This is a genomic window from Nonomuraea longispora, assembly GCF_004348345.1.
Classification (GTDB): domain Bacteria; phylum Actinomycetota; class Actinomycetes; order Streptosporangiales; family Streptosporangiaceae; genus Nonomuraea; species Nonomuraea longispora.
In genome coordinates, this window is the sequence record NZ_SMJZ01000221.1 from 1 (window position 1) to 14623 (window position 14623).

18 protein-coding genes are annotated in these 14623 nt (G+C 71.6%); 11 read left to right on the plus strand and 7 right to left on the minus strand.

Going from position 1 to position 14623, the window contains the following annotated elements; genetic code table 11:
• The 9 genes from E1267_RS37245 to E1267_RS37285 form a co-directional block, all read left to right on the plus strand.
• The coding region (locus tag E1267_RS37245; protein WP_165960007.1) for a TOBE domain-containing protein at positions 1–368 on the plus strand (368 nt) is incomplete at its 5' end.
• A gap of 188 nt (positions 369–556) precedes the next feature.
• On the plus strand, positions 557–1351 hold the full coding sequence (locus E1267_RS37250) for an ABC transporter permease (protein WP_132339920.1): 795 nt from the start codon (positions 557–559) through the stop codon (positions 1349–1351).
• A gap of 1 nt (position 1352) precedes the next feature.
• Positions 1353–2609, plus strand: coding sequence for an erythromycin esterase family protein (locus E1267_RS37255; RefSeq protein ID WP_132339922.1), 1257 nt, complete (start codon positions 1353–1355; stop codon positions 2607–2609).
• A 99-nt stretch (positions 2610–2708) separates the two neighbouring features.
• Complete coding sequence (locus E1267_RS37260) at positions 2709–2909, plus strand: hypothetical protein (protein ID WP_132339924.1); 201 nt, start codon at positions 2709–2711, stop codon at positions 2907–2909.
• 122 nt (positions 2910–3031) lie between these two features.
• Positions 3032–3505 (plus strand): carboxymuconolactone decarboxylase family protein, encoded by a 474-nt coding sequence (locus tag E1267_RS37265; RefSeq protein ID WP_132339926.1) that lies wholly within the window; start codon positions 3032–3034, stop codon positions 3503–3505.
• Between the two features lie 624 nt (positions 3506–4129).
• On the plus strand, positions 4130–5137 hold the full coding sequence (locus E1267_RS37270; RefSeq protein WP_132339928.1) for an ABC transporter substrate-binding protein: 1008 nt from the start codon (positions 4130–4132) through the stop codon (positions 5135–5137).
• Positions 5134–6240: a FecCD family ABC transporter permease gene (locus tag E1267_RS37275; RefSeq protein WP_132339930.1), complete on the plus strand. Its 1107-nt coding sequence runs from the start codon at positions 5134–5136 to the stop codon at positions 6238–6240. The genes E1267_RS37270 and E1267_RS37275 overlap by 4 nt, the downstream gene beginning before the upstream one ends.
• Positions 6237–6980 (plus strand): ABC transporter ATP-binding protein, encoded by a 744-nt coding sequence (locus E1267_RS37280; RefSeq protein ID WP_132339932.1) that lies wholly within the window; start codon positions 6237–6239, stop codon positions 6978–6980. Before E1267_RS37275 ends, E1267_RS37280 begins: the two co-directional genes overlap by 4 nt.
• Positions 6981–7086: 106 nt before the next feature.
• A complete protein-coding gene (locus E1267_RS37285) occupies positions 7087–7833 on the plus strand; it encodes an SDR family oxidoreductase (protein WP_132339934.1) in 747 nt (248 codons plus the stop codon).
• 33 nt (positions 7834–7866) lie between these two features.
• Here E1267_RS37285 and E1267_RS37290 read toward each other — a convergent pair whose 3' ends face one another.
• From E1267_RS37290 to E1267_RS37320, 7 genes are all read right to left on the minus strand, one after another.
• Positions 7867–8460, minus strand: a complete 594-nt coding sequence (locus E1267_RS37290) for a PepSY domain-containing protein (protein ID WP_132339936.1) — start codon at positions 8458–8460, stop codon at positions 7867–7869.
• 49 nt (positions 8461–8509) lie between these two features.
• Complete coding sequence (locus E1267_RS37295) at positions 8510–8920, minus strand: VOC family protein (RefSeq protein WP_132339938.1); 411 nt, start codon at positions 8918–8920, stop codon at positions 8510–8512.
• 10 nt (positions 8921–8930) lie between these two features.
• Positions 8931–9371, minus strand: coding sequence for a helix-turn-helix transcriptional regulator (locus E1267_RS37300; protein ID WP_132339940.1), 441 nt, complete (start codon positions 9369–9371; stop codon positions 8931–8933).
• A 148-nt stretch (positions 9372–9519) separates the two neighbouring features.
• Complete coding sequence (locus E1267_RS37305; RefSeq protein WP_132339942.1) at positions 9520–11754, minus strand: heavy metal translocating P-type ATPase; 2235 nt, start codon at positions 11752–11754, stop codon at positions 9520–9522.
• Positions 11755–11773: 19 nt separating this feature from the next.
• A complete protein-coding gene (locus E1267_RS37310) occupies positions 11774–12760 on the minus strand; it encodes a hypothetical protein (RefSeq protein ID WP_132339944.1) in 987 nt (328 codons plus the stop codon).
• Complete coding sequence (locus E1267_RS37315) at positions 12757–12969, minus strand: heavy-metal-associated domain-containing protein (RefSeq protein WP_132339946.1); 213 nt, start codon at positions 12967–12969, stop codon at positions 12757–12759. Before E1267_RS37315 ends, E1267_RS37310 begins: the two co-directional genes overlap by 4 nt.
• Before the next feature lie 17 nt (positions 12970–12986).
• Positions 12987–13268: a metal-sensitive transcriptional regulator gene (locus E1267_RS37320; protein ID WP_132339948.1), complete on the minus strand. Its 282-nt coding sequence runs from the start codon at positions 13266–13268 to the stop codon at positions 12987–12989.
• Between the two features lie 243 nt (positions 13269–13511).
• On the opposite strand from E1267_RS37320, the gene E1267_RS37325 reads away from it, so the two are divergent.
• A complete protein-coding gene (locus tag E1267_RS37325) occupies positions 13512–13967 on the plus strand; it encodes an NUDIX hydrolase (protein WP_220449862.1) in 456 nt (151 codons plus the stop codon).
• Positions 13968–14097: 130 nt separating this feature from the next.
• The coding region (locus E1267_RS37330) for an MFS transporter (RefSeq protein ID WP_132339949.1) at positions 14098–14623 on the plus strand (526 nt) is incomplete at its 3' end.

Below are 14623 nucleotides of genomic sequence, written 5' to 3' on the forward strand. Positions count from 1 at the left end.
GCACCGACTACGTCGCCCACCTGGTCGGGCTCAACCTCTACCGCGGGCAGGCCGACGACCGGCGGGTCAAGGTCGGCGAACTGCTCCTCAGCACCAGCGAAACCCTGCGCGGGCCCGTTTTCGTCGCCTTCCCGCCCTCCGCGCTCGCCCTCTACCGCACCCGCCCCGACGGCAGCCCCCGCAACGTGTGGCAGGCCCGCGTCGAGGGCGTCGAACGGCACGGCGACAACGTCCGCGTACACCTCGACGGCCCGATCGTGGCCTTCGCCGACATCACCCCCGCCGCCCTGGCCGAGCTCGACCTGATGCCCGGCAGGCAGGTGTGGGCGTCGGTCAAGGCCGCCGAGACCCACGCGTACCCGGCCTGAAAGCGCGTTCCTCGCTACCCAGGTCCCCACCGAGGTGGCCGCAGGTCTACAACGGGCGTCGCGGGTCTAGCCCTGCGCCGGGCCACCCTCGACCCAGGTTCGATGTCCGGGCGGCCCCGGGTGCTGTGGACTTGACACATGATCGAGTTCGACCACGTACCGGCCGCGAACGCCGACCGGAGCGCGACATGACCGACGCCGACGTCCAGCCGATCGCGGGCGGTTCGAGGAGCACGGGGCGCCACCGGCCCGGCAGGCATGCCCCGTTCCGCCGGCTGCTGTCGGTCGAGACCCGCAAGCTCTTCGACACCCGCAGCGGAAGGATCATGACGGTGGCCCTGGCCGTGCTGACCGTGGCGTTCATGGGCGCGCGCGGCCTCGTGGCCGACCCGGGGTTGCAGACCATGGTGGTGACCGCCGGGATCGGATACGGCACCCTGCTCCCGGTGATCGGGATCCTGACGGTGACCGGTGAGTGGAGCCACCGCACCGCCCTGACCACGTTCGTCCTCGAACCCCGCCGCCTGCGGGTGCTGGCGGCCAAGTGCCTGCCGCCGCTGCTCACGACCCTGGCCGCGTCCCTGTTCGCGATGGTCGCCGCGGTGCCGGTGACGGCCGCCGTCGCCGCCGCCCAGGGCGTCCCCGCCGACTGGACGGTCAGTCCCGGAGCGCTGCTGGGCTGGACCGCGGGGAACGTCCTCGTGGTCGCGATGGGGTTGTCCCTCGGCATGCTGCTCATGAACACGCCGGCCGCGATCGTGATCTGCCTGGCGGCGCCCATGGTGTGGAGCGTCGTCGCCCGGCTCGGCAGCGCCGGCGAGTCCCTGGCCGAGTGGCTTCACCTGGGCTCCACCGCCGCTCCCCTGACGTCCGGCGGCATGACCGGGGGCGAGGTCCTCAGGCTCGCCGTGTCGACGATCTTCTGGATCGTCCTCCCGATGACGCTCGGCGCAGCCCGCGCCATTCGCAAGGAAGTGACCTGACATGAGCCGCACGCCCGTCCGAACGCTCGCCTGCCTCTCCCTGGCCGCCCTGCTGGCCACCGGCTGCGGAGGCGTGGACACCTCCCGGGTGACGCCCGACACCGTGACCCCGCTCGACCGGGCCCCGCTCTCCGACGCCGCCGGCAAGCGGGTGGTGGGGATCGGCGAGGCCACGCACGGCAACAAGGAGTTCGTCCAGACCCGCGCGATCATCATCAAGAAGCTGGTCCAGGACCACGGCTTCCGCACCGTCGCCCTGGAGGCCGACTTCGGCGGCACGGCGGCGGCCAACGACTACGTCATGAACGGCAAGGGCAACGCGAAGGCGGCCGCCGAGGCGCTCGGCTTCGACATCTACCGGACCCGCGAGACGGCGGATCTGATCGAATGGATCCACGACCACAACGCCGGCGTCCCCGACGCCGACAAGGTGCGCCTCTACGGCTTCGACATGCAGCGCTACGACCGGAACAAGGAGCGGCTGCTGCGCTATCTCGCCACGGCCGACCCCGCGAGGGTCCGCCAGGTCAAGGAGTCCCTGGCCGACCTCACCGACGCCACCAGGGCCGGCCAGGACCAGTCGAAGGTCACCGCCGCCGCCACCGCCGCGGAACGGCTCGTCGCCCACATGAAGGACAACCGCGAGACGTACGTGAGCCGCAGCTCGGAGCAGGCGTTCGTGCTCGCCGTGCACCACGCCGAGACGATCCTGCGCGGCGCGCGGCTGCAGGTGTCCGGCGGCGACTACGCCAGCAAGCGGGACGCCTGGATGGCCGAGAACGTCGGCTGGATCGCCCGCCTGGAGGGCTCCCAGGGGCGGAAGAAGATGGTGTTGTGCGGCCACAACGGCCACATCGACAAGAGCGGCGCCGCGTTCTCCTTCGCGTCGATGGGGCGGCGGCTGGCCACGACGTACGGCAAGGACTACTTCACGATCGGCACGGAGTTCGGCGACAGCACGTTCACCGCCAAGGATGAGGACTCCGGGCAGCGCAAGCAGTTCACGGTGAGCAACGACTCGCCTGTGGCCAAACTGTTCGGCGGCGAGCGGCTCGGCTACGTCAACGTCGCGCGTGCCTCCGCCAAGCCCGGCAACCGGGAACTTCTCGCCTCGGAGATCCCGATGGGCAGCGTCGGCGACGGCTTCCGGTCGGTCTACAGCCACCTGAGCTGGACGTACACCGTGAAGATGACCCCCGCCAAGGCGTACGACGCCCTGGTGTACGTGCCGGACGCCCACCCGGTCACGCCACTGTGACAGGGCCGGACACACCCGGGCGAGGCGGTCGCGGCGATCAGCGCCATTGTCACATAGGGTGACTCTCAATCACTTTCCGTCACCGCCTGTGGAGGCATCATGAAATCCACCGCCCGTCTGACCGCCATCCTGGCCACCGGCGCGCTGCTGACCGTCGCGCTCGCCGCTCCCGCCGCCGCCGCCCCGTCTCCCACAGGAGACCTGCTCGGCTCGCTGCTCAGCCAGGTGGGCAACCTCCTCGGAGGCATCCTGGGCGGAGGGGGTCTCGGCTCCCTCCTCCCCGGCCTCCTTGGCGGCTGATCGCCACACGCTCGCCCGGAACCACGGGCGCGAGTGACGTACGTCACATGTCTGGGCTGTCCCCTCCTGTGCCGGCCGGTTCGTCGTGGGGGTGTAACCGTCACCACGGCAAGGAGACGTCCATGGACGCCCGTTTCGACTACGCCGGCAATCCGGTCGCGGCCAAGGCCGCGAAATACTTCGTCTCTGCGAGCAGGGCCGTGTCGGACTCGACGCTGCCGGCCACGACGCAGGAGCTGGTGCAGCTGCGCGTCAGCCAGATCAACGGCTGCGCCGTCTGCGTCGACATGCACACCAAGCAGGCCGCGCACGCCGGGGAGTCCCCGGTGCGGCTCAACCTGGTCGCGGCCTGGCGGGAGGCGGCGGTCTTCAGCGACGCCGAGCGGGCCGCCCTGGAGCTGGCCGAGCAGGGCACCCGCATCGCCGACGGCGGCGGCGTCACCGACGAGGTCTGGGCGCACGCCGCCAAGCACTACGACGAGGACCAGCTCGCCGCCCTGGTGTCGCTCGTCGCCGTCATGAACGCCTGGAACCGCATGAACGTCATCACCCGGCAGCCCGCCACCGGCGACTTCCAGCCCGGCCAGTGGGAGTGACGTCAGGCAGCCGCGAAGCGCCCCGGCCGGTCTCACATGTTCCCGGCCGGGGCGGCGCCGGGCCTCAGGTGGGCGGCGCGGGGCGACGAACAGCGCGTTCCAGATGCCGACCAGCGTCACGGCCCCCAGCACGGTCAGCACGATCCGGGCGCGCACGCTGCCCTGCCGCATGAGCTTGGCGGAGAGGATGATGGCCACCGCGACACCCATCACCAGGAGCAGGCCGAACGGTCCCGAGCTCGACGGGGGTGACTCCGGGTTGAGCTCTACGAAGATCCCCGACCATCAGCGGTGCCCCGTACCAGATCCACACCGCGGACGCGATCGTCACGGTCCGCGGCGGAGGCGTCCAGTAGACGCTCGGGTCCGGCTCGTCCGGCTCGTCCGGCTCGTCCGGCTCGGAGGCTCGCGCCCGCTCGTCATGATCACGCAGTTTTCCACAGACCGCCCGGGACCGGTACCGAGGCGACCTGCTGCGGTTTCCTAGCAGTTGCGGCATATGTGCAAAAATGAGGTCGATCGTCGCATGCTCGACCTCTCGACTCCGGAGACTCACCACATGAGCCGCACCTCAGCCAGGCCGTCCGCCCGCGAAAGCGCGCCGCTGAAGGCGGTCGCCGGATCATGAGAAGGTTGTTCGTCCTGGTGGCCGCCCTGACGCTGACCGCCTGCGGGCAGGCGCCCGCCGCCCAGCAGGCCGGTTCCGCCGCGGCGCCGCAGCCCGGCTTCCCCGTCACGGTCGAGAACTGCGGGCGCACCCTCACCTTCGACGGGCCACCCGCCAAGGTCGTCACCGGCTATCACCCGTCACTGGAGACGCTGCTCGCCCTCGGCCTGGGCGACCGCATCGCCGGGCGTACGAACTTCTCCGAGAGCGCGTTCCTGCCCGGCCAGAAGAAGCTGTACGACAAGATCCCGGAGATCTCGCCGACGATCATGTTGCCGCAGAAGGAGGTCATGCTCGCCCAGGGAGCCGACTTCGTCCTGGACAACGCGATGGCCAGCTTCGACGCCGGCGGCGGCTACGCCACCGTGGAGGAGCTGGACGCCGCCGGCTCCCCGGTGTACATCCTGGGCGGCTGGTGCAGCCCCGAGGAGACGCTCGAGTTCACCCTTGAGGACACGTTCACCGACCTGCGCAACCTCGGCAAGATCTTCGGCGTCTCCGACCGCGCCGACAAGCTGGCCACCGAGCTGCGCGGGCGGCTCGACGACGTACGCGAGCGCGTCGCCGGCCGGCCGCCCGTCAAGGTGCTCGCCACCGACGGCGGCAAGGGCCCCGTCAACGCCTACGGCGGCGCCGGCATCACCGACCAGATGATCACCGCCGCGGGCGGCGTGAACGTGCTGACCGACGTCAAGGGCGACTACACCGAGGTCAGCGTGGAGCAGGTCAGCGCCGCGCAACCGGACGCCATCCTGGTCAGCGAGTACGCCACCCTGCGCGGCGAGACCATGCCCACCGTGCAGGCCAAGACCGCCGACGCCCTCGCCATCGCCAGGAACAGCCCGGCGGCCAAGGCCAAGCGGGTGCTCCCGGTGCCGGTCTCGGCCCAGCATCCCGGCTACCGCAACCTGCTCGCCATCACCGACATCGCCCGGTTCCTGCACCCCGACGCGTTCACGTCATGACCAGCGAGACTCGTCAGGACCTGGCGCCGGCCAGGTCCGCGAGCGCCGCGGGGCCTCACCGTCGCGGGGGCAGGTTCGCGGTGCTCGTCGCCGTGCTCGCCGCGGCGGTGATCGCCTCCACGTGGCTGGCGGTCAGCATCGGCGCCGTGCACGTCGCGCTGCCGCAGGCGTGGGGCATCGTCGCCGACCGGCTGGCGCCCGGCCTCGTCCCGCGTACGTGGACGCCGGTGCAGGCGCAGATCGTGTGGGAGTTCCGGCTGCCGCGCGCGCTGCTCGCGCTCCTTGTCGGGGCGGGGCTGGCGGTGGTCGGTGCGGTGCTGCAGGCGCTGGTGCGCAACCCGCTCGCCGACCCGTTCCTGCTGGGCATCTCGTCGGGCGCGTCCTTCGGCGCGGTGCTCGTGCTCATCCTGGGCGCCTCCACACTGGGCGGGCTGTCGCTGTCGGGCGCCGCCTTCGCGGGCTCACTTCTGGCCCTGGGCCTGGTGTACGCGCTGGCGCAACGTTCCGGCCGGATCACCCCGTCGCGGCTGGTGCTGGCCGGGGTCGCGCTGGCGTACCTCTTTCAGGCCCTCTACAGCTTCGTGCTGCAGCAGGCGCAGAGCGGGCGGGCGGCGCAGCAGGTGCTGTTCTGGCTCATGGGCAGCCTGGGCGGGGCCCGCTGGCACATGCTGCCGCTGCCCACCGTCGTGCTCGTCGCGGGCCTGGTCTACCTGCTGCTCCAACACCGCCGGCTCAACGCGCTCACCGCCGGGGAGGAGAGCGCCATCTCCCTCGGCGTGAACGTGCAGCGCCTGCGCATCACGCTGTTCGTCCTCACCTCGCTGCTGGTCGGCGTCCTCGTGGCCACCAGCGGCGCGATCGCGTTCGTCGGGCTGATCGTGCCGCACGCGGCCCGCCTGCTCGTCGGGGCCGACCACCGCAGGGTGCTGCCGGTCACGGCGCTGCTCGGGGCGGCGTTCCTGCAGCTCGTGGACGTCGCCGCGCGTACCGTCAACGCGCCGCAGGAGCTGGCGCTCAGCATCGTCACCGCGCTGATCGGCGTGCCGTTCTTCCTGTGGCTGCTGCGCCGGCGCTCGGTCGACCGGGCGGTGACCGTCACATGAGACTCGACCTGCGCGGCGTGTCCGTACGCCTCGACGGCCGTCCGATCGTGCACGAGGCCGACCTCCTGGTCGGCGACGGCGAGTTCGTCGCCCTCGTCGGGCCGAACGGCTGCGGCAAGTCCACCCTGTTGCGCACGATCTACCGAGCGCTGCGTCCCTCGGCCGGGCTCATCAGGGTGGACGGCGACGACGTGCACGGCCTGTCCTGGCGGGAGTCCGCCCGGCGTACCGCCGTGGTGGCCCAGGAGACGCCCTCCGAGCTCGACTTCACCGTCGGCGAGGTCGTGCTCATGGGGCGGACGCCGTACGAACGTGTCGCGGCGGCCGACGCGGAACGGTGCGCGCGGGCGCTCGACCGCGTGGGACTCGCCGGCGCGGAGGAGCGTGTCTACGCCACCCTGTCCGGCGGCGAGAAGCAGCGGGCGCTCATCGCCCGCGCGCTGGTCCAGGAGACCCGCCTGCTGCTGCTCGACGAGCCCACCTCCCACCTGGACATCCGCCACCAGCTGGAGGTCCTGCACCTGGTGCGCGAGCTGGGCGTCGCCACGCTGGCGGTCCTGCACGACCTCAACCAGGCCGCCGCGTTCTGCGACCGCCTCTACGTCATGAGCGCCGGCCGCGTCCTCGCCGGAGGACCGCCCGGCCAGGTCCTCACCCCCGAACTGATCTCCGAGGTGTACGGCGTCCGCGCCGTCCGCCGCAGCCAGCTCGTCTTCGAACGGCTCAAGGAGGAGCAGTGAGGCCCGCGGAAGATTTTCCCCCATGGTTGTCACACCCTTGAGGGCCCGCCTGTCTTAGCTGGCGACCGGCCGGCACAGACGCCCCGGCGAACTGAAAGGACGTGCCATGAAGATCGTGGTCATCGGCGGGACCGGGCTGATCGGCTCGAAGCTCGTGACGAAGCTGGGCGAGCAGGGCCACGAGGCCGCGGCGGCCTCGCCGAACACCGGCGTCAACACCCTCACCGGCGAAGGGCTGGCCGAGGCGCTGGAGGGCGCGCGGGTGGTGGTCGACGTGTCGAACTCGCCGTCGTTCGAGCCCGCCGCCGTGCTGAGCTTCTTCGAGACCTCCACCGGCAACCTGCTCGCCGCCGAAACGGCGGCCGGCGTCGGCCACCACGTGGCGCTGTCGATCGTGGGGACGGAGCGGATGCCCGAGAACGGCTACTTCCGGGCGAAGATCGCCCAGGAGGAGCTGATCGAGAAGTCGGGCATCCCGTTCTCGCTCGTGCACGCGACCCAGTTCCACGAGTTCGTGCGCGGCATCGCCGACGAGGCCACCGACGGCGGCAAGGTGCGGATCGCACCCGTACGCTTCCAGCCCATCGCGGGCGACGACGTCGCGGCGGCCCTGGCCAGGGTCTCCACGGGGACGCCGCTGAACGGCAGGATCGAGGTCGCAGGGCCCGAGCAGTTCCGGATGGACGAGTTCTTCCGGCAGGCGCTGGCCGCCGCGGGCGACCGGCGGGAGGTGGTGACCGACCCGCACGCGCGCTATTTCGGCAGCGAGCTGGACGAACGCTCGCTGGTCCCCCTCGACGGCGCGATTCTCGGCACGATCCGCTACGCCGACTGGGCATCACCGCGGTCTTGAAGGCTCATACCCGACGGGACTCGATCCCCGGCGTCACGTGGTGGTGCCGTCGTTCCTCACGCCCTCGCCCGTGGCGGCGTCCACCGCCACCTTGTGCTTGGTCCCGTCGGGCGTGAGCACGTCCGCCTCCCACACGGTCCTGTCCCGCTCGGTGTCCAGGTTGAGCTCCGTGAGGCGCCCCTCGGGCACCGTGGCCAGGATCCTCTCGGCCGCCTGGGAGTAGTCCAGCTTGGCCGCCGCCACCTGGTCCCGGCGCTCGGCCTTGTCGTCCGCGTCAGCGTCCTCGGTGGCGGGACCGTTGACGACCTTCTCGCCCTCCACGTCCAGCTGGTGTTCGGTGCCGTCCTTCTCGACGACCTGCACCTCCCACAGCCTGCCGCTGGCCTCCGTCTCGATGGAGACGAGCACGGAGCCGGGCACCGCGGCCAGCGCCGCCTGGGCGGCCCGCTTCAGGCCGCCGGCCGTCTCCGGCCCGCTCGGGGACGCGGTGCCGGACGTGGGGGTGCCGATGGACGGTGAGGACTCGGCGGCCAGCTCGTGCCCCTCGTGCCCCTGGTGGGACGCGGTGCCGCAACCCCCGGCGAGCACGGCCGCTCCGGCCATGACTCCGATGATCGTCGTCTTCATACGATGTCGGCTGCCCCGGAAGGAGCAGATCACTCATCCGGGTGTACGGCTACGCCTTCGGGGCCTGGGCGATGCGCACCATGGTGCCCGAGGGGTCGCGGAACGCGCAGTCACGCGGCCCCCAGGGCTGGTCGATGGGTTCCTGCAGCACTTCGGCTCCCGACGCGCGCACCCGTTCGAAGGTCGCGTCGAGGTCGTCGGCGCTGAAGATGATCATCGGCAGCGCGCCCTTGGCGAGCAGGTCCTGGAGGGCGTCGCCGTCGGCCTTCGGCCGGCCGGAATGCGGTGTGGAGAGCACGTATTCGGGGGCGGGCACGCCCGGGGTGCCGAGGGTGACCCAGCGGCCCTCGCCGGAGGGGACGTCGTTGCGCACATCGAGGCCGAGCGCGTCGCGGTAGAAGGCGAGCGCTTCGTCGACGTCGTGGACGGTGATGTGGCAGCTCTGCAGTGAGATGGTCATGCGGACAACGCTAGGCAGCGGCGTCGCCGCCCGCTTCTTCGATCCTGCTCGGTGCGTCCTTCGTCGGCCGGGTGTGCACCTTCGCCACGCACGGGGGCATCGCCGTCACGGCCGTGTGCTCCCTGGCGCGGTAGGCGCTCGGCGTCTCCCCCGTCAGCTGGGCGAAGCGGGAGCTGAACGAACCGAGCGAGGTGCAGCCGACCGCCATGCACGCGTCGGTCACGCTGACCCCCGCGCGCAGCAGCGCCATCGCGCGTTCGATGCGACGGGTCATGAGGTAGTTGTACGGCGTCTCGCCGTAGGCCGCCCGGAACTGCCGTGAGAAGTGCGCCGGCGACATGAGCGCGTGGCGGGCCAGCGTCGGCACGTCGAGCGGGCGGGTGTATTCACGGTCGATCAGATCCCGGGCCCGCCGCAGGTGCACGAGGGTGGCGAGGTCCTGCGGGGTCATGGGGGAAGCGTATACCCGCCCGGCCCGCCACGAGGCGGCCAGGTGCGCGGTCGGTGGTGAGCCCGGGGCACTGGATCATGATCCGCGTGAGCACGACCGGCCGGGCGGCCCCGAGCCGGTGCGCTCGGGGCCGCCAGGACCGGCCGTGCTAGCGGAAGCGCCGCAACCGCAGGCTGTTGCTCACCACGAACACGCTGGAGAACGCCATCGCCGCTCCGGCGATCATGGGGTTGAGCAGGCCGAGCGCCGCCAGCGGGAGAGCCGCGACGTTGTAGGCGAAGGCCCAGAACAGGTTGCTCTTGATCGTCCTCAGCGTCCTGCGGGACAACCTGATCGCGTCAGCCGCGACCCGCAGGTCGCCTCTGACCAGGGTGAGGTCGGAGGCCTCGATGGCGGCGTCGGCGCCCGTGCCCATCGCCAGCCCCAGATCGGCCTGGGCGAGCGCGGCGGCGTCGTTGACCCCGTCGCCCACCATGGCCACGACCCTGCCCTCGGCCTGCAGCCGCTTGACCACGTCGACCTTGTCGGCGGGCAGCACCTCGGCGATCACCTCGTCGATGCCCACCTCGGCGGCGACCGCCTTGGCCGCCTGCTCGTTGTCGCCGGTCAGCAGCACCGGCGTGAGCCCCAGCGCGGCCAGCTGCCGCACGGCCTCCTCGCTCGTCGGCTTGACGGCGTCGGCCACGACGAGCACCGCCCTGGCCTTGCCGTCCCAGCCGACCGCGACGGCCGTGCGGCCGCCGGCCTGGGCGGTGTGCAGAAGCCGCTCCAGCTCCGCGGGCAGGTGCTGCGACCACTCCGCCAGCAACCTGGGCCTGCCGACCAGGACCGCGTGCCCGTCGACGACGCCCTGCACGCCGAGCCCTTCGACGTTCGCGAAGTCCTCGGGCGCGGGCAGCGCTCCGACGCGCTCGGCGGCGCCCGCGGCCACGGCCCGCGCGATGGGGTGCTCGGAGGCGTGTTCCAGCGCCCCGGCCAGGCGCAGCACCTCGGCCTCGCTCTCCCCCTCGGAGACGTGCACGTCGCTGAGGGTCATCCGGCCCTCGGTGACCGTGCCCGTCTTGTCGAGCACGACGGTGTCGATCCCGTGCGTCGACTCCAGCGCCTCAGGGCCCTTGATCAGGATGCCGAGCTGGGCGCCCCTGCCGGTGCCGACCAGCAGGGCCGTCGGCGTGGCCAGGCCGAGCGCGCACGGGCAGGCGATGATCAGCACCGCGACCGCCGCGGTGAACGCCGCCCCCACGCCGCCGCCCGTGCCCAGCCAGAACCCGAGCGTCCCGATCGCCAGCGCGATCACGATCGGCACGAACACGCCGGAGATGCGATCGGCCAGCCGCTGCACCTGCGCCTTGCCGGTCTGCGCCTCCTCCACCAGCTTGGCCATCTGGGCCAGCCGCGTCTCGCCGCCCACCCGGGTGGCGCGGACGACGAGCCTGCCGCCCGCGTTCACGGTGGCGCCGGTGACGGCGTCGCCCACGCGTACGTCCACGGGCACGGACTCGCCCGTCAGCATGGAGGCGTCGACCGCCGAGGCCCCCTCCACCACCACGCCGTCCGTGGCGATCTTCTCGCCGGGCCGGACCACGAACGTGTCGCCCACCTGCAGCCGGTCGGCGGGGATGCGCAGCTCAGCGCCGTCGCGCAACACCGCGACGTCCTTGGCGCCGAGGTCGAGCAGGGCCCGCAGCGCCGCGCCCGCCCGCCGCTTGGAACGGGCCTCGAAATAGCGCCCGGCCAGGATGAACGCGGTGACCCCCGCCGCCGCTTCGAGATAGATGTTGCCCGACCCGTCGGTGCGCTCGATCGTGAACTCGAACGGATGGGTCATGCCGGGCATGCCCGCCGTGCCGAAGAACAGCGCCCACAACGACCAGCCCAGCGCGGCCAGCGTACCGATCGAGACCAGCGTGTCCATGGTGGCCGCGCCGTGGCGCAGGTTGGTCCAGGCGGCCTTGTGGAACGGCCACCCCGCGTACACCACGACCGGCGCCGCCAGCGTCAGCGACAACCACTGCCAGTTGGTGAACTGCAGCGGCGGGACCATGGCCATCGCGATCACCGGCACGGCCAGCACCACGGCGGTGATCAGCCGGTCGCGCAGCGGCCGCAGCTCGTCCCGCGGCTCCTGCCCGGCCGCGTCCGCCTGGGGCGGCGCGGGCAGCTCGGCGGTGTAGCCGGCCTTCTCCACCTCGGTGACGAGGTTCCGGGGGTCGACGCCGGCCGGGAAGGTGACGTTCGCCTTCTCGGTGGCGTAGTTGACCGTCGCGGTCACGCCGTCGAGCTTGTTGAGTTTGCGCTCGATCCGGTTCGCGCACGATGCGCAGGTCATGCCGCCGATCGAGAGCTCGACCGCCTGGTGCCGGTCATCGGTGAGCGTGGACATCACCGTTCTCCTCTCGCGTTCAGTGGCCGTGGCCGTCGTCGTCGTGCCCGCCGGACGTGGTGCCCGGAGTCTGCCGGGCCTTGGCCGCCTGCTTGCCGGCGCCGAGCGTGAAGTCGGCCGTACGGACCCTGCCGTCATGTTTGAAGTCCAGGAACAGACGGTAGTCGCCGTCGCTCGGCACCTCGGCGTAGAAGACGATGTCCGGCCCCGCCGCGGTCTTGCCGTCGCGGGGCTCGCCGTCGGGATGCACGTGCAGGTAGGCCAGGTCGTTGGCGCGCAGGGCCACCAGGTGGCCGTAGGCGCCGAGGTAGGGCTGCAGGTCGGTGACCGGCTCGCCGTCCTTGCTGACCCTGAGGGTGAGCTCGCTCGACCGGCCGGGATTCAGGTCCCCGTCAAGGGTGACGGTGTAGCCGTCGACGGTGGAGGTGCGGGTGACCGGCGGCAGCGCCTCGGGCTCGTAGTCGCCCGCCACGGACAGGTCGGTCCCCAGGGTGAGGGCGTCGCCGCCGGTGGGGGTGAAGTCGGCGAAGGCGCGGTAGGCGCCCGCCTTGGGGAACGTGACCTCCACCGACCAGGTGCCGTCGGCGGCCATCTCCGGATGCACGTGCTGGAAGGTCGACAGGTCACGGGACACGACGATGAAGTGCATCTTCTTGTCGTGCTGGACCTTGTAGCCCGTGACCGGACGGCCGTCGGGGCCCGTCACGGTGAAGCGGAAGTCGGCGGGCTCACCGGGTCTGATCTTTGTGGTGAGCGGGGTGAGGGTGTAGCCGTTCTCCGACACCTGGAGCCCCCCGGGGGTATTGTCGGCTGTCTGCTGGGTGGCGTGCTCGTCGTGCTTCGCACTTGCGGTGGGGGCCGCCATGGCGCTGTGGTCGCCGGCCGCAGGTGGCGCGCTGGTGGCGCTGGTCGCGGCCGGGCCGACGACCTTGCCCGCGCCCAGGGCGCCGCCGAAGACGACGGCGAGCCCCAGGACGTACGAACCGATCTTGGCCGGCGTGTTCATGACATATCCGCCACGCCGTATCCGGCGCCCTCGACTGCTGCGACGATCTTCGCCGCGTCGACAGGGCCGTCGGTGCCGACCGTCAGCCGCCCTGACGCCAGATCCACCTCGACGGCGGTGACGCCGGGAACCTCACCGACCTCCTCCTTGACCGAACTCACGCAGTGTCCGCAGGTCATTCCCTTGACGGTGTAGGTGACAGTGCTCATAACGATCTCTCCTTCACTCACGAACGGACAAGTCGGGCGATGGCCTCCGCGGCCTCCTTGACCTTGGCCTCGGCCTCGGGGCCGCCCTTCTGCGTGGCCTCGGCCACGCAGTGGGCCAGGTGCTCTTCGAGCAGCGACAGGGAGAACGACTTCAGCGCGCTGGTCGCCGCCGACACCTGGGTCAGGATGTCGATGCAGTATTTGCCGTCTTCGACCATGCGCTGCAGGCCCCGGATCTGACCCTCGACACGGCGCAGCCTCAGCGCGTGCTCCTGCTTGTTGTCGCTGTATCCGGGCATCGACGGTCTCCCTTCGGTGGCGTCGCTCGAAAAACACTATACCCCCCTACGGTATTCCCCACGCAAGGACCCCTTCCTGCTTCCCGCCATGGCGTACATGAACCCTACGGGGGTACCCCTCCGGGGTTGCAGGCGGCGGCACGCGGGCGCGAAGTCCGCAGACGGCTGTCCGGCGCCCGGCGGCGCCGCCCCGCACGACCGGTACGCTTCCCCGTCAGGGGCAACGGATGGCGGAGGACGTCGGTGAAGAGGCTGTTGGCGCGGCTCTGGCACGGACTTCGCGGGCCGGTGAAGTGGCGGCTGCTCTACCTCTCGCAGGACAAGTTCATGGTCGGTGTGACCGGTGTCGTCCGCGACCCCGACGGCAACGTTCTGCTGCTGCGGCACCGCTTCTGGGCCGAGGACCAGCAGTGGGGGCTGCCGACGGGCGGCGCGCAGCGCGGCGAGACCTTCGAGCAGACGGTCGCCCGCGAGGTCAGGGAGGAGACCGGGCTTGAGGTGCGCGTCGGAAAGATGGTGCAGCTCAGGAGCGGGTTCCAGCTCAGGGTCGAGGTCGCGTACGCGGCCGGGTACGCCGGCGGCGGCACGATGCGCCTGAACCCGATGGAGATCCTGGAAGCCCGCTGGTGCGCCCCCGACGACCTCCCCAAGGGCCTGCTGGAGTCACACCGGCGGCTGATCGAAGCGTCACGCCGGTAGGGGCGGGCGGACGGCGCCCCGGGATACGATGTCGGGCCTGAGGATCCTCGTCGAGACGTCGCCCGACCGGGCTTGAGGATCGGGCCGGCTCGCCGGTCGCGTCTCCCTACCTGTGGGAGGTGCGTGCCCGATGAGCATTCGTACGGTCGTCACCGTGGTGGCGGCAGGCGCGGCGGCCAGCATGGCCTTGGGGGAGTTCGTCCCCTTCCTGACCTCTGTGGGCGCGGAGTTCCAGCTGTCGCTCACCGCCGCGGGCCTGCTGTCCTCGGCCATCACGCTGGTCGCCGGGCTCACCTGTCTGCCGCTCGGGTTGTGGGTTGATCGTCGTCGGCTGCGCGGGTTCTTCGTGGCCGGTCTGGCGGCTCTGGGGGTGGCGGGCCTGGCGGCGACGCTCGCGGGCGGTCCGACGGCGTTGTTCGTGTCACGGGCCGTCCAGGCCGCCGGTTACGCCCTCGTCGTGATCACGGGACCCGGGCTGCTGGCCCGCCTGCTGGAGGGCCGGTCCCGGCAGACGGCGCTGGCGCTGTGGGGGTTGTGCATCCCGTCGGGGCTGGCACTGGCCGGCGCCCTTGGCGGGCTGACCACGGGCTGGCGCGCCGAGGTCGCCGCGGTGGGCGCGATCACCGTGCTGCTGGCCGTACCTGCCGCGACGTTGC